At 35.0% G+C, this 22,177-nt stretch carries 17 protein-coding genes; 7 read left to right on the top strand and 10 right to left on the bottom strand.

What is annotated here, in order from left to right:
- Positions 1 to 314: 314 nt before the first annotated feature.
- Both AC1Q8N_RS24220 and AC1Q8N_RS24225 read right to left on the bottom strand, forming a co-directional pair.
- The gene (locus AC1Q8N_RS24220) at positions 315 to 956 is read right to left on the bottom strand and encodes a response regulator (protein ID WP_098076871.1); all 642 of its coding nucleotides are present in this window, start codon (positions 954 to 956) and stop codon (positions 315 to 317) included.
- 1 nt (position 957) lies between these two features.
- Complete coding sequence (locus AC1Q8N_RS24225; RefSeq protein ID WP_493521408.1) at positions 958 to 2,781, bottom strand: GAF domain-containing sensor histidine kinase; 1,824 nt, start codon at positions 2,779 to 2,781, stop codon at positions 958 to 960.
- 406 nt (positions 2,782 to 3,187) lie between these two features.
- Between AC1Q8N_RS24225 and gerKA the strand changes: the two genes are divergently transcribed.
- Genes gerKA through gerKC form a run of 3 tightly spaced genes read left to right on the top strand, consistent with a single transcriptional unit; the run spans position 3,188 to position 6,882 of the window.
- Complete coding sequence (gerKA, locus tag AC1Q8N_RS24230; protein ID WP_098642935.1) at positions 3,188 to 4,690, top strand: spore germination protein GerKA; 1,503 nt, start codon at positions 3,188 to 3,190, stop codon at positions 4,688 to 4,690.
- Entirely contained in the window at positions 4,671 to 5,777 is a 1,107-nt protein-coding gene (locus AC1Q8N_RS24235; RefSeq protein ID WP_098076877.1) for a GerAB/ArcD/ProY family transporter, read from the top strand. Before gerKA ends, AC1Q8N_RS24235 begins: the two co-directional genes overlap by 20 nt.
- Positions 5,758 to 6,882: a spore germination protein GerKC gene (gerKC, locus tag AC1Q8N_RS24240; RefSeq protein WP_098076879.1), complete on the top strand. Its 1,125-nt coding sequence runs from the start codon at positions 5,758 to 5,760 to the stop codon at positions 6,880 to 6,882. Before AC1Q8N_RS24235 ends, gerKC begins: the two co-directional genes overlap by 20 nt.
- Positions 6,883 to 6,914: 32 nt before the next feature.
- Here the strand turns inward: gerKC and treC are convergent, their stop codons facing one another.
- The 3 genes from treC to treR all read right to left on the bottom strand — a co-directional run bounded on the left by treC (position 6,915) and on the right by treR (position 10,868).
- A complete protein-coding gene (gene treC, locus AC1Q8N_RS24245) occupies positions 6,915 to 8,576 on the bottom strand; it encodes an alpha,alpha-phosphotrehalase (protein WP_098076882.1) in 1,662 nt (553 codons plus the stop codon).
- Positions 8,577 to 8,589: 13 nt separating this feature from the next.
- Positions 8,590 to 10,017: a PTS system trehalose-specific EIIBC component gene (gene treP, locus AC1Q8N_RS24250; protein ID WP_098642936.1), complete on the bottom strand. Its 1,428-nt coding sequence runs from the start codon at positions 10,015 to 10,017 to the stop codon at positions 8,590 to 8,592.
- A 140-nt stretch (positions 10,018 to 10,157) separates the two neighbouring features.
- Positions 10,158 to 10,868: a trehalose operon repressor gene (gene treR, locus AC1Q8N_RS24255; protein ID WP_098124197.1), complete on the bottom strand. Its 711-nt coding sequence runs from the start codon at positions 10,866 to 10,868 to the stop codon at positions 10,158 to 10,160.
- A 449-nt stretch (positions 10,869 to 11,317) separates the two neighbouring features.
- Here treR and AC1Q8N_RS24260 point away from each other — a divergent pair, with 449 nt between their 5' ends.
- The gene (locus AC1Q8N_RS24260; protein ID WP_048541693.1) at positions 11,318 to 12,715 is read left to right on the top strand and encodes an amino acid permease; all 1,398 of its coding nucleotides are present in this window, start codon (positions 11,318 to 11,320) and stop codon (positions 12,713 to 12,715) included.
- 31 nt (positions 12,716 to 12,746) lie between these two features.
- Here AC1Q8N_RS24260 and AC1Q8N_RS24265 read toward each other — a convergent pair whose 3' ends face one another.
- Positions 12,747 to 14,450 carry a putative bifunctional diguanylate cyclase/phosphodiesterase gene (locus tag AC1Q8N_RS24265; RefSeq protein ID WP_048541691.1) on the bottom strand — a complete coding sequence of 568 codons (1,704 nt, stop codon included), beginning with the start codon at positions 14,448 to 14,450 and terminating at the stop codon, positions 12,747 to 12,749.
- Between the two features lie 490 nt (positions 14,451 to 14,940).
- Positions 14,941 to 15,264, bottom strand: coding sequence for a cobalt transporter (locus tag AC1Q8N_RS24270; RefSeq protein WP_493521409.1), 324 nt, complete (start codon positions 15,262 to 15,264; stop codon positions 14,941 to 14,943).
- Positions 15,265 to 15,651: 387 nt separating this feature from the next.
- On the opposite strand from AC1Q8N_RS24270, the gene AC1Q8N_RS24275 reads away from it, so the two are divergent.
- The 3 genes from AC1Q8N_RS24275 to AC1Q8N_RS24285 all read left to right on the top strand — a co-directional run bounded on the left by AC1Q8N_RS24275 (position 15,652) and on the right by AC1Q8N_RS24285 (position 20,089).
- A complete protein-coding gene (locus AC1Q8N_RS24275) occupies positions 15,652 to 17,181 on the top strand; it encodes a cardiolipin synthase (RefSeq protein WP_098643052.1) in 1,530 nt (509 codons plus the stop codon).
- 127 nt (positions 17,182 to 17,308) lie between these two features.
- The gene (locus AC1Q8N_RS24280) at positions 17,309 to 18,202 is read left to right on the top strand and encodes an ATP-binding protein (RefSeq protein WP_000892965.1); all 894 of its coding nucleotides are present in this window, start codon (positions 17,309 to 17,311) and stop codon (positions 18,200 to 18,202) included.
- A 3-nt stretch (positions 18,203 to 18,205) separates the two neighbouring features.
- Positions 18,206 to 20,089, top strand: a complete 1,884-nt coding sequence (locus tag AC1Q8N_RS24285; protein ID WP_493521410.1) for a vWA domain-containing protein — start codon at positions 18,206 to 18,208, stop codon at positions 20,087 to 20,089.
- Positions 20,090 to 20,129: 40 nt separating this feature from the next.
- On the opposite strand, the gene AC1Q8N_RS24290 is transcribed toward AC1Q8N_RS24285, so the two are convergent.
- The 3 genes from AC1Q8N_RS24290 to AC1Q8N_RS24300 all read right to left on the bottom strand — a co-directional run bounded on the left by AC1Q8N_RS24290 (position 20,130) and on the right by AC1Q8N_RS24300 (position 22,158).
- On the bottom strand, positions 20,130 to 20,552 hold the full coding sequence (locus AC1Q8N_RS24290; RefSeq protein WP_048541686.1) for an NUDIX hydrolase: 423 nt from the start codon (positions 20,550 to 20,552) through the stop codon (positions 20,130 to 20,132).
- Positions 20,539 to 21,081 carry an orotate phosphoribosyltransferase gene (pyrE, locus tag AC1Q8N_RS24295; protein WP_493521411.1) on the bottom strand — a complete coding sequence of 181 codons (543 nt, stop codon included), beginning with the start codon at positions 21,079 to 21,081 and terminating at the stop codon, positions 20,539 to 20,541. The genes AC1Q8N_RS24290 and pyrE overlap by 14 nt, the downstream gene beginning before the upstream one ends.
- A 111-nt stretch (positions 21,082 to 21,192) precedes the next feature.
- The gene (locus AC1Q8N_RS24300) at positions 21,193 to 22,158 is read right to left on the bottom strand and encodes an L-threonine 3-dehydrogenase (protein WP_000723143.1); all 966 of its coding nucleotides are present in this window, start codon (positions 22,156 to 22,158) and stop codon (positions 21,193 to 21,195) included.
- Positions 22,159 to 22,177: the final 19 nt, after the last annotated feature.

The following is a 22,177-nucleotide window of genomic DNA, read 5'->3' on the forward strand; positions in this document are numbered from 1 at the left end:
TCAACCTTGGATCTATTTAAAAGGATCAAAAATCTCCAACACTACTACCGCCATCCCCACACTTCTAATCTTCTTTCTATAAAAGCCCCCATAAATTGTTTCCAACTACAATGATTTACAACATGAATTATTAGTAGCTTTAAGCAATAGTTCTATTTTTATTATTCCACATTCTAACTTTTCTGAAAATTAAACGAAAGGCGTATCTTTTTTCTAATGATTCTATGTCTACATAGTACAAAAGAACTATCTTGCTCTTTATTCTTTGTAATATAGAATAAAGAAACACGATAGTTCTTTTAAACATCTCTTATTTAATCCAACGGAACCAATTGATTTCGAACAGCATAAATCACCGCTTGCGACCGACTTTTCACATTTAGTTTTTTAAAAATTTTATTGATGTGAATTTTAACTGTTTTATCACTAATATACAGAGCTTCAGCAATTTCTTTATTACTAAATCCTTTTACTAATTCAAAGAGAATTTCCTTTTCACGTTCCGTCAGTTCATTTTCATTTGATTCTACTTTCATTTTTTGCTGATGATATGTAATTAATTTTTTAGTCATACGCGGATGAATAACTGAATCGCCTCGATATAACATCCGAATTGCTGCTACTACCTGCTCCGATGATGAATCTTTCAATAAATACCCATCAGCACCAGCTTGAAGTGCATCCATTAAATACTCATCATGCTCATACATTGTAAACACAAGTACTCGGCAATTCGGATAATTTTTTTTCACCAACTCTGTAGCTTCAATACCATTTTTCCCAGGAAGATTAATATCCATCAAAATACAATCTGGTCTGCATTCTTCTACTTTTTCCAATACTCCGTCCCCAGAGCTAGCTTCTCCAACCACGTTCATATCAGATTCATCCTCTAGTATGCTCCGAATTGCGTCTCGTAAAAAAGCATGATCATCCACTACTAATATTTTAATCATTTTACGCACCCCTTGTTTGTGAATCTGGAATTAATAGTGTAATTTCTGTCCCTTTCCCTACAGAACTATCAATCTGTAAAGTAGCCCCTAATTGTTCAGCTTGTTCATTCATATGTAATATACCATAATGTGGCTCATTCTTCGTTTTAACCATAGACTCAAATAGTGAAAACCCAACTCCATTATCCTTAACCCTTAAAAGCACGTGCTCACTTTGATAGCTAAGTAAAACATCAGTCTTGTCTGCTTGTGCATGTTTTACAATGTTTTGCAAACTCTCTTGTAATGTATCAAAAATAGCTCTTTCTTTTGAAAAGCTAAGCGCACGTGCATGACCTCTTTCATGATATGTAATATCTAGTTCATATTCTTGTTTTAAAGACTTTATTTTACTTGCTATCGCCTGCTTTAGCCCTAATTGTTGTGTCGGATATGGTTTTAAAGCATAAATAGAATAGCGAACTTCTCCTAAGCTTCCTCTTAAATCTTTTATACTTTTCTCTACTATTTGTTGCATATCTATTGGTTTATCACGATATTTTTTCTGTGCGGATTCTAGTTGATATATCACCCCTGCCAATGTTTGCGCAATACCATCGTGAATTTCGCGTGCGATTCTATTTCTTTCTTCTAAAATCATTCTTTTTTCCTGTTCAGAAATCAATATCCTTGTTTTAACTACGTTAGCTAATTGATTAGAAAACGTAGCTAAAGACTGTACATCTTCCGGGAAAAAACCCGCAGTTCTACTTTTCCCTGCAACAAACATTCCGACTAGTTCATCATTTACAATAAGAGGAAAATATACAAGGGAGCGTATGACACTATCAAATATTTCATCTCCAGGAGCCGTACCAGTTTTCCAATCATTAAACACAAGATTTTTAGAGATTCCCTCAAACTTTTCCGAATGATCAGAAATATCAAGACGGACTTTCCCATCTTTTAATAGAAGATTCCAGTTTCCATCATCTTTTGTCCATATTCCATATGCTTGTATGCCAAAAAAACCTTTAAGTGCTCGTTTAATATGTTTCAGGTTCCCTCCGGTTAGTCCACGACTAATTTCTGTCGTAATAAGAAACAGCTCATATAATCGTTCCTTCTCCATCCTTATCCGTACAGAAAAAGAGCTAATAACTGAAATTGCTACAAGTGGAAAAAAGAAAAAAAGTACTGTAATCTCATTTACTTCCACACTATATGTACTAATTAATACATGCATCAAGGCCGCATAAGAGAAACCAAAAGTTTCGCAAAGGAATACCGTTACAGTTTTTTTATACCACTGATAGATTGAATATGGCTGTGGAAGGAGTATCATTAACAAATCGTAAAAGCGGTTGTTGAAAAAACAAAAAAACACGCAAAATAATAACAAAGATATTAAATTTTCATACAGAACTGACATATCTATATTGTTAATTAATAAGTGCATACATTTATTTGAAAACCATTCGGCCAAGATCAAACTAAGCGCATGCTGAGTACTATTAAATAACATTCTTTGTATTGGTGAACGACGATGCAGGTGAATAATTAACGTTACGAGTACAATAGCAATAATAGTTATATGGATTCCAAACTGCCAACTCATAGCGTAAATTATGGGAAAGGTAAGCGAGCTCGTTCCTCTCCAAAATCGTACAGGAAAATACTCTGCAATCCCCATAAATATTAATAACAATATTAGTATTGTTAAATGAGAAGGGATTTTAATTTCAAGTAAAGATATAGTTATAGTAATCAAACCAAGAAAAGAAATAAAATAAAGATAAGAACTAGCAATCTTTTCTCTCATAAAGATAGAATTTACATCCTTCAAAACAACCCCTTCTTTCTTTATAAAACTTCATTTTCTCTATTATCCAATAAAAAACCGGCACTGGCAAAATGGAAGAACCTCCACTAGCCAATCACCGGCTGTGTACTGCCCCTAAAAAGGCAAGACACAATACTATTATTATAAATCGCTTTTCTTAAATTTCCTATTCATCGAATGATGTAATTATATGTGCCGCTAGGTTTACCCTCCTATAGTACAAAAGATATATATTAATATTGCCAATCTAATATACGCTTTCTTCCCATTCTCCTAATTTTCATTTTCTTTAAGTATAGAAGATAAAAAAGCAGAATTTTCAATCTCTCACCCGAATAATCCAAGCATAAATTTCTCACAAACAACAAAAATTAACTGAAGTGACTTTATTCTAAAAGAGGTGGAAATTATGACAGAGCCTAAAGAACAACAAGAGAGTAAAAATCAAAAGCATATGTTTCCATCACTTCCGGAGAACATTAATTACATTGAAAACAAACTTTCCCATTCAGACGATATAAAAAAATTAGATATCCCTTTTCAAAATGGAAAAGGAACAATTATATATATCGAATCTTTAGCAGACCCAAATTTAATTCATCAATTAGCTCTTGAACCATTATTAACTCGATCGGATCTGTCTTTAGATAAAGCTTTTGCCACATTAAATATGAAAAAAGAAACAAATTTAAATTATGGTGTGCAGCTTTTATTACAAGGTAAATCTTTATATTTTCATGAACACGTCGACAGTTTTTGTATTTTCGAAACAGCTCTATCTTTAAAGAGAGATATAACAGAACCTGATAATGAAGGGATTGTCCGTGGACCGCATACTGGTTTAGTAGAAGATTTAGCAACCAATTTAGCTTCTATTCGTAAACTCATAAAAAGTCCACATGTCGTCGTTAAATATTTCACACTCGGTGAAGAAATGCATACGAAAGTGGCAATTGCTTATATGCAAAATATAGCGAATGACGATCTAGTTACAGAAGTAAAAAGAAGGTTAGAAACGATTCAAACGGATGCATTAATGCCTCCAGGATACATACAAGAATTCATAGAAGATACCTCTTTCTCACCCTTTCCACAACAATTAAATACAGAACGTCCAGATAGAGTCGCGGCGAATCTAATGGAGGGACGAGTCGCCATTTTTTCTGATGGGGATCCAACAGCACTTATTGTACCCGTCACATTATTTGCCTTTTATCAATCTCCAGATGATTATAATAACCGCTGGATTGTCGGTTCTTTCATCCGAATGATTCGCTTAGTCAGTTTCTTGATTGCCTTTCTCTTGCCCGCTATATATATCGCAACAGTTGCTTTTCATCCTGATGTGTTGCCGCTCGAACTTGTTTATACGATTAAAGCTTCATTAGAAAAAGTGCCACTTCCTCCTATTTTTGAAGCTCTCTTAATGGAATTAATCTTTGAATTATTACGGGAAGCTGGTATTCGCTTGCCAAGCCGAGTTGGACAAACAATCGGTATTGTAGGTGGTTTAGTAATTGGTGATGCAATTGTAAAAGCCGGTCTCGTTTCTTATACAATGATTATCGTTGTAGCTTTAACTGCAATCTCATCTTTTCTTGTTCCATCAAATGATATGAGTTCCGCAGTTCGGATTCTTCGCTTTCCATTAATGCTCCTTGCTGCCATATTCGGCTATGTAGGAATATCATTCGGTCTCATTATAACTTTCGTTCATTTATGCCAGTTACATTCATTTCATACCCCATATCTTTCTCCTGTTGCTCCGATGCGGATAAAAGATATGAAAGACTCTTTTGTACGACTACCAATTTGGTCGTTTTGGGAACGACCACATGATTCAAAACCGAAAGAAATGCAACGACAACATGTAACGAGAGAGGATGAGAACGGTGACAAACACGCAAAGTAAAATTTCACTTGTTCAATTTACCTTTTTCGTTATTCAATGCCAAATCGGAGTTGGTATACTTTCTCTACCAAACCGTCTTCACCCAATAGCGAAAGGTGGCGGATGGATTTCTGCTCTCATCGCTGGTCTTGCAATTCAACTTATTATTTTACTTATGTGGCTTTTCTTAAAACGATTTCCTGATGCAGATATGTATGAAAGTGTTTGTATGCTATTTGGGAATAAGCTTGGAAAACTATTAGGTTTTGCTTATGTTTTTTATTTTACCCTTATCGGTATGACGGTTATGTTAAATGCTTGTAATGTCATTAAAGTTTGGATATTACAAGCAACTCCTTGGTATGCCACCCTCATGCTATTTACAATAGCTTGTTGTTACATAGCTTATAATACGTTCAAAGTCATCGTACGGTTTTACGTCATGGCTTCTATTCTCATTTTACCAATGGCTCTTTTAATTGCCCTAGGGCTTACACGAGCTGATTTTTCTTACATTTTTCCAATTACAGAAGCCGGATGGTGGAATATTATTCAAGCATCAAAAGAAACCATTACAGCTATGTATGGTTTTGAGATTATTCTTATCGCTTTCCCAAAAGTAAATGGGAATTCTGTGGCAAAACTGAAAGCAATTTCTATCGCTAATGGATTTGTAACTCTTTTTTATACTTTTACTGTTTGGATTTGCTTTATCGTATTTAGTCCAAAACAAGTTGAACTTATTCCAGAGCCAGTTGCTTACTTATTGCGTTCTCTACATATTGGGATTATAGACCGAACCGATTTACTATTCATCCCAATATGGATGATAACTGTTGTAGCTTCTATTGCTAGTTATTACTGTGCTGCTTCTATAGGAATTGGACATATCTTCAATCTGGCTAATCATAAAAAGGCTGTTCCAATCGTTGGTATTATTGCTTTTAGTGTAGCCCTATTTATAGATACACCTGAAGAATTAAAAGTAATTGCAACTTTTACTGATAAGTTCACGTATATTTTCATAGTTGTCCTCCCTCTTTTATTTCTACTTTATTCAGTAATAAGGAATAAGAAAGGAGAACAGTATGTTCCAAAAAAGAGTTAAATTACTTTTTATATTATGTACTAGTGCATTCCTTTCTGGCTGTTGGGATCAAGAACCATTAAGAGAAGCGAGATTAGCTTATAGCATTGGATATGATATTACGGAACAAAATAAACTTCAGCAAACGCTTGAACTCGTAAAAAGTTCAAGCGGAGAGCAATCTTCATTCGAAAATGAAATACATTCAGCAACCGGGCATAACATAAGGGATACAAGCGATGCCCTAAAAAAAAATGTGACTGGGAATATTCGCTATTTCAAATATGGTGTTCAATTACTAGGAACCAAAATTCTAAAAAAAGGTATACTACCGTATTTAGATGTCAGCTTTCGTGACCCAACAAACCCAACTGCTTTAGTAAAACTTATTGCAGTAGATGGTGAAACGTCCGAGATACTCGAAAAAAAGAAAATAGGAAATTTACTAATTGGAGATTTTCTAAAGAAAAAAGTGAAAAGCTTAGAAGATATGAGTGTATTTCCAAAAGAAACTTTAGAAACAGCTGCTACAAAAATGTTAGATCCCGGTAAAGATTTCACCCTCCCGTCTATAAAAATAAAAGGAAAAGAAGTAATTACAAACGGGTTAGCTTTATTTAATAATGATAAATTAACTGGGCATTTACCTTTGAAACAATCTGTTTTATTCGTATTATTAACCGGAAAAATGGGAACAAGTGCCCGTATAACCCAAAAACTTACTAGCGATGAATCAGAGAAGACATCTGATTATTTAACAATGGAAATTAGCAATCGAAAGTTAAAGCGAGACTTAAAAATAACAACAGATAAAAAAGGAAATGTATATGCTCACATTAAGCTTCAACTAAAAGTTATAGCCCTTGAGGCTCCAAGAGATAATATTTACAAAATGGAAGAAAGAAAAAAATTAAATGAAAAATTATCTAAACAACTTACAAAAGAAGCAAAACAAATAACGAACAGGTTACAAAAAGCAAATTGTGATGCTTTCGGTGTCGGCAGACACCTTATCGCATATCACCCTGAGTTATGGAAGAAAAAAAATTGGAATAAAGATTATGCAAAAGTAAAATTCAAACCTGAAGTAGAAGTAAACATTTTGTATAGTGGTGTCTTAAAATAAAAGGTTGTATGCCACGCGGGCATACAACCTTTTTATTTCGTATATCGATATACAATTGATTCATATGGTCTTAAGTTAAGTTTTGTAATATCCTTGCTGAAATCTTTATAATTCGACAGTAGTATTTCTTGTTTCATTCCATCTAATGGAACATGAGCTGGTACAGCATACGTTATTTCTTCTCCGTAGAAGTTATTGATAACAAGTAGTACTTCATTCTCTAAGGTACGAGTATATGCCCAAACCTTTGCATGTTTTTCATCTAAAATAGCATATTCCCCTTCTGTAATTACATCATACGTTTTTCTAAGTTCTATTAACTTTTTATAATGATAAAATACAGACTCTTTATCTTCTAATGCTTTTTCTACGTTTATTTCTGTAAAGTTTTCAGCCACTGAAATCCAAGGTGTACTTGTTGTAAAACCACTGTTCACCTTTTCATTCCACTGCATCGGAGTACGAGAGTTGTCACGAGATTTTTGTTTTAAAATCCCGATAATCTCTTCTTTTGATAATCCTTCTTCTAGCTTTATATCGTGTATATTTAACGATTCCACATCGCGATATTGCTCGATGGACTCGAATTTAGGATTCGTCATACCGATTTCTTCGCCTTGATAAATGTAAGGTGTTCCTTGCAACATATGCATAGCTGTCGCTAACATTTTCGCAGATTCATTTCGGTACTTTCTATCATCACCGAAGCGTGACACTATGCGAGGTTGGTCATGATTACACCAGAACAACGCATTCCATCCTGCGCCCTTTTGCATTTCAATTTGCCAATTAGACATAATCTCTTTTAATTTAATGAAATCAAAATCAGCTTGCGTCCACTTATCTCCATTCGGATAATCTACTTTTAAATGATGGAAACTAAACGTCATACTTAATTCATTACGCTCAGGGTTTGAATATTTAATACAATTATCAATTGTCGTAGATGACATTTCTCCAACTGTAATTACATCTTTCCCTTCAAAAACATTTCGGTTCATCTCTTGTAAATATTCATGAACGCGCGGGCCATCTGTATAATATTTACGCCCATCGCTTGTCGCCGTACTTCCGTCATCATTTAAGAACTGTTGATCTTTTGAAATTAAATTAATAACATCTAATCGGAATCCAGTTACCCCTTTATCAAGCCAAAAACGCATCATATCATATACTTCTTCACGAAGTTTTTTATTTTCCCAATTTAAATCAGCTTGTGTCTCATCAAATAGATGTAAAAAATATTGCTCTGTCTTCTCATCATATTTCCAAGCAGACCCACCAAACTTAGATTGCCAATTATTTTTTTCATCACGCCAAATATAGTAATTACGATATGGACTATTTTTATCTTCCTTCGCTTCCTTAAACCACTTATGCTCCGTAGAACTATGATTTACAACAATGTCGAGCATAATTTCAATGTTACGTGCCTTTGCTTCTTCTAAAAGCTCTTCAAACTCTTCCATCGTTCCGTAAGATGGATCAATACTGTAGTAATCACTTACATCGTATCCATTATCATTTTGTGGTGATTGGTATATCGGTGTTAGCCAAATATAATCTACTCCGAGTTCCTTTAAATAATCTAGTTTCTCTGTAACTCCTTTTATATCACCGGTTTCTTTATTGTAATAGCTATTAAAGCTCTTCGGATAAATTTGATAAACTACACTTTTATGCCAATCCTTCATGTTTAACTTCCTCCTACTTCTGTTTTACTCGTTTTGCAAATAACCATGTTAACGTAAATGGGATTACAACTGCGATAACCATTCCTACAATAAACATTGGAATCGATTTCGGAATGATAGAAATAAATGCTGGTAATCCGCCAATTCCGATAGCAGGTGCTAATACACCATTTAACGTAATAAATATAGCTGCAATAGCCGATCCTATAATCGCTGCATAGAACGGGAATTTATTTCGTAAGTTTACACCAAACATAGCTGGCTCTGTAATACCGAAATATGCTGAGATTGCTGATGTAGATGCCATGCTTTTATCATTTTGATTTTTAGAAATCCAGAACATCGCAAGTGCCGCACTACCTTGCGCAATGTTAGAAAGAGCAATCATTGGCCAAATGAATGTACCACCGTGCTGTGCAATTAATTGTAAGTCGATGGCAATAAACATATGATGCATACCTGTAATTACAAGCGGTGCATATAATGCTCCAAACAATACTGCTCCAACTACTGGTACTGTTTCATATACACCTACTAATCCAGCTGTTAATAAATCTCCAATATGACGTGTAACTGGACCAATAATTCCTAATGCTAACACACCTGTTACGACAATCGTTGTAATTGGTACAACTAATAATTGAATTGCATTTGGTACATGTTTCTTCAAGAAAATTTCCACTTTACTTAATACAAATGCTGCTACTAAAACCGGTAAGATTTGACCTTGATACCCTACCTTTTCAATTTGAAATAATCCTAAAATATCGAAGTACTCAATCTTTTGTCCCTCTAAACCAGTCGCTGCTTTTCCATAATCCCACGCGTTTAATAAGGCCGGATGAACGAGCATTAATCCCATAACGATCCCTAATATCGGACTACCACCAAAACGCTTCGTCGCTGACCAACCGACAAGTGCTGGTAAGAATACGAATGCTGTATTCGCCATCATATTAATTAAATCCCAAAGCCCGCCTAAGTTTGGATACACATCTAATAAATTTTTACCTTCAAAAAATAAGTCCTTTGCCCCCAATAGATTATTAATCCCCATTAGTAAACCAGCTGTTACGATCGCTGGTAATATCGGCATAAATACATCTGAAAATACTTTTACAAACTTTTGAGCTGGATTTAACTTTTGGTTTCCAGAGTCTTTCACGTCAGCTACTGTCGCTTCCTTCATACCTGCAAGCGTTATCAATTCAGCGTATACACGATCTACGTCCCCTGGGCCAATTACAATTTGAAATATCCCAGCGTTATGAAACGCTCCTTTCACTAATGAAACAGACTGTAATTTATCATTATCTATTTTACTTTCATCTTTTAAAGCGATACGGAGCCTCGTTACACAGTGCGCAGCTTGTTCAATATTGTCTTTCCCACCAATATACTGCAACACTTCCTCTGCTGTTTGACGATAGTCTTTCCCCATATTCCCGTCCCTCTTTTCTTTTTTTGATACCGTTTACAATTACATATTAACTCGTATATATAAGTTAGTCAACACTCGTATATACGAGTTTGTGATTTTTTTATAAAAAAAGAGATGAAACGTTATTTCGTTCCATCTCCTTATTTTCTCCGCGCCACATCCGAAAAATGAAAAATATCTAAACGATGGCGTGATTCTGTATATTCGAACTGACTTCCATCATAAAAATGCGTAAAGTTTTTCACAACGACAACATAGTCTGTTCCATTTAAATCTAAATACTCTCTATCGTCCTCTGTACATGGCTGCACTTCAATTACCCTCTGTGAGTAACTAATATGAAGACCTAATTCTTTCTCAATGTATTTATAAATGGACTTTGCTGCAATTTCACTCGTTAATCCAGGAATATATTCCGATACAAAATGATTAATATCCAAAATTACTTTTTCTCCATCAATATTTCGTACTCGTTTAATATGATCTATTTCTGTTTTCTCTTTCACATTTAATAGCTTTGCAACTTCTTTTGTCGCTTTTACTTTCTCCATTTCCACGACTTCTGTAATACAATGGCGTCCTAAACGTTCATTTTCTTCTTGGAAACTTACAATACCACCAAAGTTGAATTCAATGTTTTTTCGCTTTAAAACAAAAACACCTTTTCCATGTATTTTTTGAACATATCCACGCTCTTGTAATAAATCTACAGCTTTTCTTACCGTACCGCGGCTTGCTTCATACTGCTTCATTAATTCAGTTTCGGATGGGATTTTGCATCCCTCTTTTAATTGCTTATTATCAATAGACTTACTGATTGCTGTATAAATTTGTTCATACTTACTCATCATCTACAATAGCCCCTTGTCACCTTCTAATTCTATATGTATTATACCATGCTACACTCTTCTGCCAATCTCTCACTTATTTTCCAGTATAGGAAAAATACAGGTAAATATTTAATCTCTAAAACGTATTTTTATAAAAATTTTTATATTTTTCTTTTCATTCAAAAAAACATGTAGTATACTAACTTCAAAATCAGAGGAGAAAGGGAGCAAAGAACTATGCTTACTTATACAACAATTGTAGTTACATTTGCACAAAAACATCATCATCATACGTAACCCTTGAAACCTAGCGGAAAAATTACGCGTAGGTACAAGGGTTATTCCCGTTGTACCTACGTTAGGCGAAGAGCCATGTAGGTATTTTTTATCTACATGGCTCTTTTTTTATTGCCAAAAAGCTAGTAAAAAATGATGTTTAAGCAAAACTTACTACAAAGGAGTTAACAAAAATGGAAACGAAAAAATGGGGATTATGGATTTTAACAGCTTTTGTAATCGGAAATATGGTTGGCGGTGGCGTATTTATGCTCCCAGCAAATTTAGCACACGTATCAGGTCCAATGGGTTCTACACTCGCATGGAGTATTACAGGCCTTGGCGTATTTATGATTGCACTCGTATTTGGAAATTTAGCAATCCGAAAACCAGAATTAAAAGCTGGACCACAAAGTTATGCTCAAGCGATGTTCCCTTCAAAAAAAGCGGGTAAAGTTGCAGGATATAGTATGGCATGGGGCTATTGGGCTGCGAACTGGGCTGCAACCGCATCTGTTATTATTTCCTTTGCTGGATATTTATCAACATTCTTTCCAGTGTTACAAAGTAAGCAAATTCTTTTTTCAACGAACGGATTTTCACTAGAACTCGGAAAAGGACTAACTTTCCTCGTATGTAGCCTTATGTTATGGGGAATTCAATATATTCTTTCTCAAAATATTGACCGAGCTGGAAATATGAATCTTCTTGCTACCATTGCAAAAATTATTGGATTTACAATGTTTATTGTAATCACATTATTCATTTTCAATGCCTCTAATTTCGGAGACGGTCAAACATTTATGAATGAAGCAGGACAATCAATTTCGTTAGGTGGACAAATCAATTCAGCTGCTATCGCAACACTTTGGGCATTTATCGGTATTGAATCTGCTGTAATGCTTTCTAACCGCGCAAAATCTCAGCGCGATGTAAAAAAAGCTACCATTTTCGGGTTGATTATCGCTCTTCTTATTTACATGTCAATTACTTTACTTACAATGGGAGCTCTCTCGCAAGATGCTTTAAAAGAATCTCAAAAACCATTAGTAGACGCATTAAATTTAGCAATTGGCAATAAAGGCGCATATATAATGGCTTTACTTGCACTTGTATCTTTATTTGGATCTACAGTTGGCTGGATCGTTGTTAGTTCAGAAGTACCTTACCAGGCAGCAAAGAATGGACTTTTCCCTAAGTTTTTTGCGAAAACAAATAAAAAAGGTAGTCCTTCAAAATCATTATTTATTACAAATGTGATGACGCAAATTTTCTTATTCTCAACGATTTCTGGTACCGTATCAGAAGCTTATAATTTCGCTATCGTTGTAGCAACATTAGCTTATTTAATTCCATACCTTGTTTCTACGCTGTACCAATTCAAATTGGTTATTACAGGAGAAACGTATGATATAATGCCTGGCTCTCGAATAAAAGATGGGATCATTACTACATTAGCATTTGTCTACTCTATTTGGGTTATTAAAACAGGAACTGCTGATTTAAAAACGTTCTTCTTAGGAATTGGATTGTTTGTATTAGGTCTTATTCTTTATCCAGTACTAATGAAAAACTCACAAAAAATAAATTAAAAAAAGAGAAGCTACCAGCTTCTCTTTTTTATTAAAAATCTATAATTAACTTTTCTTTTAACTCCCCTACAGATAAAGGCTTCGCATAATAAAATCCTTGTACGTAATCACAGCCCATAGATTGTAATAAACTTTCTTGCTCTACTGTTTCTACCCCTTCAGCAACTACTGCTAAATTTAAGCTATGAGCAATTTCAATAACAGATTTTACAATCGTTCGCTCTGGCTGTGCATGATCATAATGAAATTCACGAATAAAGTTACGATCAATTTTTACTATATCCAGTGGCAGTTGTTTTAAATAATATAAGGAAGAATAGCCCGTTCCGAAGTCATCTAAAGCAATTAAAATACCCATATTTCTTAATTCTTGTAATGTAGCAATAATATAATCAAAATGGCGAACAGCGATACTTTCCGTTACTTCCAAAATTAAACGATTCGGTGGAAAGCCAGTTCTCCTTAAAATGCTACGTACAGATATAATAAAACGCTTTTGCATTAATTGTTGTATGGATAAATTAACAGATAACTTTAGTCCTTCTTCGTAATCTGGCAATGTTTTAAACAAGCGACATGACTTTTCTAATACCCAGTCTCCTAATTTTATAATAAGTCCAGATTCTTCAGCTACTGGAATAAATTCGCCTGGCGAAATAGGCCCTTCTTCTGTCGAACAACGCGCTAAAGCCTCAATACCGGTATATTTCTTCGTTTTCAAATCAATAATAGGCTGCAGTACCACATCTAATTCTTCATCACGAATTGCCTTTTGCAAAGCGAATTCAATTTTCATTCTACGATTTATTTTCGCACGTAACTCATCTGTAAAGAAACACGCGGCATTTCTGCCTTGTTCTTTCGCACTATACATGGCTAAATCCGAATTTTTCAATAGAGTTTCTACATCTTGTCCGTCTTGCGGATATGCGCACAGTCCTAGACTAGCTGAAATGTATACTTCATGACCTTCAAGCATAAATGGTGCCTGAAAACATGACAACACAGATGTCGCTAACTGCCTCATTTCATCTTGTTTATGATTTTTTGTTAACAGCACAAATTCGTCGCCACCCAGCCTAGCCAGAACGTCTTTCTCTCCTAGCACGTAATGCAACCGTGAAGCAACTTCGCTTAAAAGTAAATCCCCTATCATATGACCTAGCGTATCGTTTACTAATTTAAAACGATCCAAATCAAAGTAAATCATACCAAATTCTTTTTTTCCTGCAATCATCTCGTTTACAGTCGTTATTAGCTGCAATCGGTTCGGTAAACTCGTTAAAGCATCATGATACGCAAGCTCCCTATAACGACTTTCACTTAACCGCAACCTCTGCTCTGCTTCTTTCCTACTACTAATATCATTTCGGATCGCGATAAATTGATACGGCTCTCCTTTTTCATTTAAAAACGGAACAATTGTTGTTTTAACCCAATAATACGTCCCATCTTTTGCTTGATTTCGAATCTCACCTCTCCATACTTTTCCGTTCAAAATACGCTTCCATAGAATTTGAAAAAATGTTTTCGGGTGATATCCTGAATTTAAAATACGATGATCTTTTCCTATTAACTCTTCTCGTGTATATTTGGAGATTTCACAAAACTTATCATTTACATATGTAATAAGACCATTTCGGTCTGTAATCGCAACAATTGAAGACTCATCTAATGCTAACTTTAAATCTCGCAATGAAGAGTCATATAATGCATGACCTCTTTGTTCTAGCATGCGCATCTCTCCTTGCTTCCTATCTGACTAAAACACAACTTGTTTCTCTTCATAGAAATAGAGATATTTCATTTCTTAATAATAGCTATTTGCATTCATCACATTTTGAAATATGCCGATTAAAATAACATAATATTATTTATAATAAAAAGCAATATAATGCCGTTTCCATTATAAATAGTAGTTTCTTATCACTATAATGATCTTATTTTATTATACCTTATTCATTCTCTTACGTTCCTTTATAACTAGCTCTATACGACCATTGTTTCCTAATAATCCCGCTCACATTTAACCCTCTTTACTTTACTAGCGAAATAGAATTCCGAGCACACTATACAACTATTCACGGATACTAATATAAAAGTTAAAATTAGTATATATGTTTTTGAATTACAATAACAAAATATTAACATATTTTCACCTTTATTTTGGAAATATTTTATAAATACTTTATTAAACTAAAAAAGAGGCAAGCCTCTTTTTTAGTTTAATACGGATATGGTATTTGCTGATACCCTGGATATGGTGCTGGGTATGGCGCTGGATAAGTTACTGGGTACGTTGCTGGATAGTAGCCTCCACTTGCTGCACCCGTTAATGCGCCAGCTGTAAGTCCACCTAACACGCCTCCAGCAAAACTTCCTGGGAAAAATCCACCGCCCCATGAGCCGCCACCCCAGCCCCATCCACCTCCGTGATGGTGGTGATGATCATAGTGATTGTGCTCTCCATGATGGTTATGTCCGCCATTATGATGGTGACCTCCATGATTATGACGATAATACAATCCGTTATTTTCTATATAATTCATTATTCCCCTCTCCTTTTCCATTTTCTTATCTTAATAGGTATTGTATGAATAGTACGGACCTTGTTAGTAACCTATATAATAAGAAGAATCTGTATAATACGAATAACCATATCCTTCGCTTCATCATGCACCTGTTACAAATCCATGATATGGTTATCCCTGTTCCTATATAACGGACAAATGTTTTGTCCCCCCTACACTGTTTATTAACCAGCAAATAGCAGGATAATAACGTAACAATATACTGTATGTAGGACAAATGCGGAAAGCATGGGGAAAATGTCTATATTTTGTAAAAAAAACAAAACACTTTATAATAAGAATGTCGGATTATACCTTTTATATAAGAAGTCTATATTTAAGAAAGATTAGAGGAATTTTATAGAAATGAAGAAGCCTATCGTTCAATTACTATTAATATTTACAATTATATCTATCGTTCTTTTCCTATTAAATACATCGTTTATTTCTTTATATACATTTGTCGGTGCCCTATGGTCTATTACAATCGTAGGAATTTCATTCGTTATTTTCATCGAAAATAGATCTCCTCAAAGCACCTTAGCGTGGTTTTTAGTATTAGCACTTCTTCCCGTTATAGGGGTGCTTTTATACTCTATTTTCGGTCGTAGCCGTTGGAGAAGAAAAAAACATCTCCATCGTTCAGAAGAGCAAAGAAAATTATTCCGTGAAATATTAGAAGGAAGACGAGTAGAGTTATCACTCAAAGTCCCATTAAGTGAACGCTCTGCCCATTTAACAGAAGTCGTACAAAAATTTGGAGGCGGGCCTGCCGCAGATAGAACAACTACAAAGCTTTTAACAAACGGAGATCAAACATTCTCAGAAATTTTGCAAGCTATCGAGCAAGCAAAACATCACATACATATTCAATACTATATTTATAAATCTGATGAGATTGGTACGAAAGTTCGAGATGCTTTAATAAAAAAAGCAAAATCTGGTGTTATTGTACGCTTTCTTTATGATGGACTCGGAAGTAATACGTTAAGAAGGCGCTTTTTAAAACCTATGAAAGAAGCTGGTATTGAAATTGTAGAATTTGACCCTATTTTTTCAGCTTGGTTACTTGAAACTGTCAATTATCGTAACCATCGAAAAATCGTTATTGTAGATGGAGAAATCGGTTTTACTGGTGGACTCAACGTCGGTGATGAATATCTTGGCCGTTCAAAAAAATTTCCCGTTTGGCGTGATAGTCATTTAAAAGTAGAAGGAAAAGCGTTATATAAATTACAAGCAATTTTTCTAGAAGATTGGCTCTATGCCTCTAGTGGATTGAATACTTATTCTTGGGATCAATTTATGAATAGACAATACTTCCCAGGTAAAGAAATTTCAAGTGCAGAAGGTGCTGTGCAAATTGTAGCCAGCGGGCCTAGCTCAGATGATAAAAGCATTCGCAATACATTATTAGCTGTTATGGGATCTGCAAAAAAATCGATTTGGATCGCTACACCTTACTTTATTCCAGATCAAGAAACTTTAACATTATTACGTTTAAGTGCAATATCTGGCATAGATGTACGCATTTTATATCCTGGTAAAAGTGATAGTATTATTAGTGATCAGGCATCTCAGTCCTACTTCACTCCGCTTTTAAAAGCTGGTGCTTCCATTTATAGTTATAAAGATGGTTTTATGCATGCAAAGATTGTACTCGTTGATGATAAGATCGCGACAATTGGAACGGCAAATATGGACGTACGCAGCTTCGAATTAAATTATGAACTTATTAGCGTACTATATGAATCAGAAACCGTTCATGATATTAAACATGATTTTGAAGACGACTTTAAGCATTCCACTGAAATTAAATGGAACGCATTCCAAAAAAGAAGTATCAAAAAACGAATATTAGAGTCTTTCATGCGACTCATTTCTCCTTTACTGTAAGCAATCAATGTACTATTGATTGCTTTTTCTTTTCCATTTCCCCTCTCTCCTTTTCTTTGCATACCATATTAAAACAAGTTATCATAAGATGTATTACTTTATGAAAATAATGTTAGGTGGGAAATACATGTTAGAACAATTTCATATACATGCTGATTTAAAACAACAGCTCTCAACCATTCACGAAAAAAATAAACAAGAAGCTGGTGAAAACGCACATTTAATTGGAAAGAAAATATATAAAGCATCTGATAACAGCATTATTGAAGATGCTATTACAGCGCTTCTTCTTGGCAAAAACATTCTATTAAAAGGGCCGACTGGTAGTGGTAAAACAGTACTAGCTGAAACTCTTTCTTCTTTATTCCAAAAACCAATGCATAGCATTAACTGTTCTGTTGACCTAGATGTAGAAGGTATTTTAGGATACAACACACTACAAACGAAAGATGGCGCATCTGAAGTTACATTTGTTAACGGCCCTCTTATGAAAGCAATGAAGAACGGTCATTTCCTATATATTGATGAAATCAATATGGCAAAACCTGAAACGTTACCACTTCTTCACGGTGCATTAGATTACCGTAAAATGATTACAAATCCATTTACACAAGAGGTTGTGTATGGCGATGACGAGTATCGTGTAATTGCAGCAATTAATGAAGGTTACGTTGGAACAAGCGAACTAAACGAAGCATTAAAAAACCGTTTCGTTATTATTGAAGTTCCATACATTCAAGGTGACACATTAAAAGAACTATTACTATCTGAATCAAAATTAAATGATGTTGCAACAATTGAAAAGTTCGTTGCATTTGCAAGCGACCTTATGCCTTTAGCTCGTGATGGACGTGTAAGTGAAGAAGCAGCAAGTATTCGTGGCATTATCGACGCATGTGATTTAGGTGTATATATTCCTGTTATGCGTGCAATTGAACGTAGTATTATCGCAAAATTAAACGATGAAACAGAACAAATGACTGTCCGTGAATTAGCAGAAAGTTATTTCTTTGAGGGATAATTCATGAGACAAATTTTTAGTGACAAAAAAATTGATGCGTCGCTGTTTCTACAAATGGAAAACTTAATGTATGCTCTTCTAAAAGAAGACGATGCCTACCTTGAGTATGGCTATAAAGCATACTACGACGAAATTGAAAAAAAGGTTGTCATTAGTCACTTTTGGGATGATCGAAAAGAAGAGGATACAGTAATCGGATTAAAAAGCGAAGTGTTTTTAAAAGCACTTGGTAATAAACATTACTCGGACATGACTTTAATTCGTTCTTATGCGATTGAATTACAAGAATCACCCTTAAAAAAGTTTTTAACACAATTATTTGTTCTATTAGAAGATTTACGTGTTGAGGAAATCGTAAAAGACTTACGCCCTGGCACAAAGCATGTTTTTAAAAGAAGAAAAGAAATGTATCGCAATTACTTTGGTTCACAAAATGAAATCAATCGTGTTCGTAACTATCACGGTGATCGTCTATTTTGTCTCTGCTATCTTTCATTAACGAGCGATAAATATGAAATGTTTAATAATGAATATTTCGAGCAAATTGAAGCAATTTTGCATGAAACATTCCAAGCTCGTAATACAGAAGACATTATGTATATCGTTGAAAAAATTCGCTATCGTGTAGAAGGACTTCTTGAAAGTGATATGCTTAATAATTATTTCGGACATGCTCCGCTTTATTTATCTGTCATTGCAGACGAAAAGAACTGTCGCGTCGAAGATTTAGCAAATGATGATACGCAGCTCATAGATGACGATGAAAATAAAAACAAAATGGATGAAAGTTTCTCCACATGGCATCGTGAAAATAAAAATAACGAAAACGAGAATTTTTTACGCTTTGAATTAGAAAGTGGAACAAAAACAAACATGATGGGCGATACTGCTCGTGAATCAGAAGATGGCGACCAAGCACTTGGTTCTGTACAAGGTACTTCTCAAAAGAGTACACAATCCAACTTTGATGGCGCTGATACAGAAGAAGCAAGAGCTTCACACGCTTCTAGCCAAAACGAGGGTGCATACGGTAAGTATAACGTTGGTGCTTCTCATATATTTAAAGAAGCTCGCAAATCAAATCCTGATGAAAAAAAGGATTACCAAGCTATCAAATCAGTCGTTAATAAAGATGTAAAAGAATTAAAGAAAATTATCGAAAAAACGATTGAAAATAAAACGAATGCAAATAGTGATAAATATTACGGAAGACTTCGTAAGAAATTCCTTCGTATTTATACTGAAAAGCAGCCGCGCATGTTTTATAAAAAAGGACAAGAATCACAAGAACTTGACGTTGCATTCCAACTACTAGTGGACTGCTCTGGTTCTATGTATAACAAAATGGAAGAAACGAAAAAGAGTGTGGTCCTATTCCATGAAGCATTGAAATCTTTAAAAATCCCGCACGCCATTAGTGGATTTTGGGAAGATGCTTCTAGTGCTAAGCCTGAGGATAAGCCAAACGTTATCCATGAAGTTGTAACGTATAAAAACTCAACGTTACCAAACGTCGGTCCAGAAATTATGCAGCTTCGCGAAGAAGAAGATAACCGCGACGGATATATTATTCGTATCGTTTCTGAAAAACTTGCAAAAAGAACAGAAAAACATAAATTCTTACTTGTCTTTACAGACGGTGAGCCTTCTGCGCTAGACTATCAACAAGACGGTATTTTAGATACGCATGAAGCTGTCAAACTTGCTCGTAAAAGTGGTATGGAAGTAATCGGAATCTTCATCGAAGAAGGCGAAGCAAAAGAAGCAACTTATCAATTAATGAAGAACATTTATAACCATCACTTCTTAGTTGCAAATCATGCTGAAGATTTACGTCTGAAGATTAAACCACTATTGAAAAAGTTATTACTGAAGACGATTGAATAGAAAAACAGGAGCGTTGTCGCTCCTGTTTTTTTCTACTCAATCACTTTGTTTCTGGTTGAAACTTGTATGGAATAGCTACTTCTAATAATGCCTCGAATCCGCCATCGTAGAATGGGAATCGTTCATTTGCAATTGCTCGGTCCACCCACTCTATTGCAGAAATTTCTTCTTCATCTTCCGCAATCAGTTCACCCTTTACTACATTTGCTCGGAATGTAAATAGTATCGCATGATTCCCTGATGCTTCAAAGAATTTTTCATTGATCGCAACAAGTCCACCTGCCACAGCAGTTAAACCTGTCTCTTCTTTTACTTCTCTTATTAGTGCTTCCTCTAATATTTCACCTTTTTCAACAGCCCCACCCGGCAGTGACCAAACGTTTTGTTCTATATTATGTACCATTAATATTTTATCTGTTTCTTCATCATGTATTAGTGCATATACGACGTCAACTCTTTGCATGTTGCTTTTCTCCTTCAATTAACTCATCCATTGTAAATAAAGAATGTAGTTGTAAGCCATCTTCTAATAAGTTGTCTTTTCCCTCTTTCGTTCGTTCAATTACACCTAGAACATGATGTACTTTCGCACCTAGTTCTCTTAAATCTTTCGTGCTTAATAATATTTGACCACCTGTCGTAATAACATCCTCAACAACACAAACATTTTTCCCAGCAATATTAACGCCTTCTGCTAACTTACATGTACCGTACTTCTTCGCTTCTTTTCTTACAAATACAACAGGTATACCTGTTTGTAAAGATAATGCTGTTGCTACTGGAATTCCTCCCATTTCTAAACCTGTGAGTACTTCTGTCTCAGGAGGAATGAGCTCTTTCAATTGTTTAGCAATTTCTAATAACAGTACTGGATTAGATTCAAATAAGTACTTATCAAAGTATTGATTTGATACTTGCCCTGATCGAAGCTTAAATGTTCCCGTTAAACGTGACGTATTGTAAATTTCCTTTGCTAACTCCCATTTCTCCATTGTATCTCTCCCCTTTATTCACAAATTAACTCATTCTATCACACTTGTAATTATTTGTATATTCCTAAAATACAAATAAAAGGGTCGATTCCTAAGAATCGACCCTTCCTGTTAATTCATCACTAACTCAGCTGTGAACTTTTTTTTTAACTTAGCCAACATGTCCGTTGTCATTTTGTCTAAATCGTATTCTGCTTTAAAGCCCCACTCGTTCATTGCTGCTGTTGCATCAATAGAGTTCGGCCAGCTATCAGCGATTGTTTGACGAGCAGGATCTACAGCGTAATCCATTGTAAACGTCGGGATGTGTTTACGAATGGATGCTGCGATTTGCTCTGGCTCAAAGCTCATCGCTGTAATATTAAATGCGTTTCTATGCACAAGTTTACTTGGATCAGCTTCCATTAATGAAATGATCGCTTGTAAAGCATCTGGCATGTACATCATATCCATGTATGTTCCTTCTGCAATGTATGAGGTGTATGTGCCTTTTTTAATCGCCTCATAATAAATTTCAACTGCATAATCAGTTGTTCCGCCTCCTGGAGGAGCTACATAAGAAATTAAACCAGGGAAACGTACACCGCGCGTATCAACGCCAAACTTTTGATGATAATAATCACATAGTAATTCTCCTGCTACTTTGTTTACCCCATACATCGTAGTAGGACGTTGAATTGTATCTTGTGGCGTATTATCTTTCGGCGTTGATGGACCAAATGCACCGATAGAACTTGGCGTGAAAAACTTACAGTTTAATTCACGAGCTGCTTCTAACGCATTTACAAGTCCGCCCATATTTAAATTCCAAGCAAATAACGGATTTTTTTCTGCTGTTGCTGAAAGTAAAGCTGCTAAATGAATAATTGTATCTACTTCATTACGCTTTGCGATATCATGTAGTTTTTGTCCATCTGTTACATCTAACGTTTCAAATGGACCAGACGTTACTACTTCACTATCTGTTTCACGAATATCTGTTGCAATAACATTTGATGCACCGTATACATCACGAAGTTTCATTACTAGTTCAGAACCAATTTGCCCTAAAGAACCGGTTACTAGAATTTTTTTCATTTTCCCCACTCCTCATTTG

The sequence above is a fragment of the Bacillus sp. GW823-FHT06B01 genome (genome assembly GCF_058952315.1).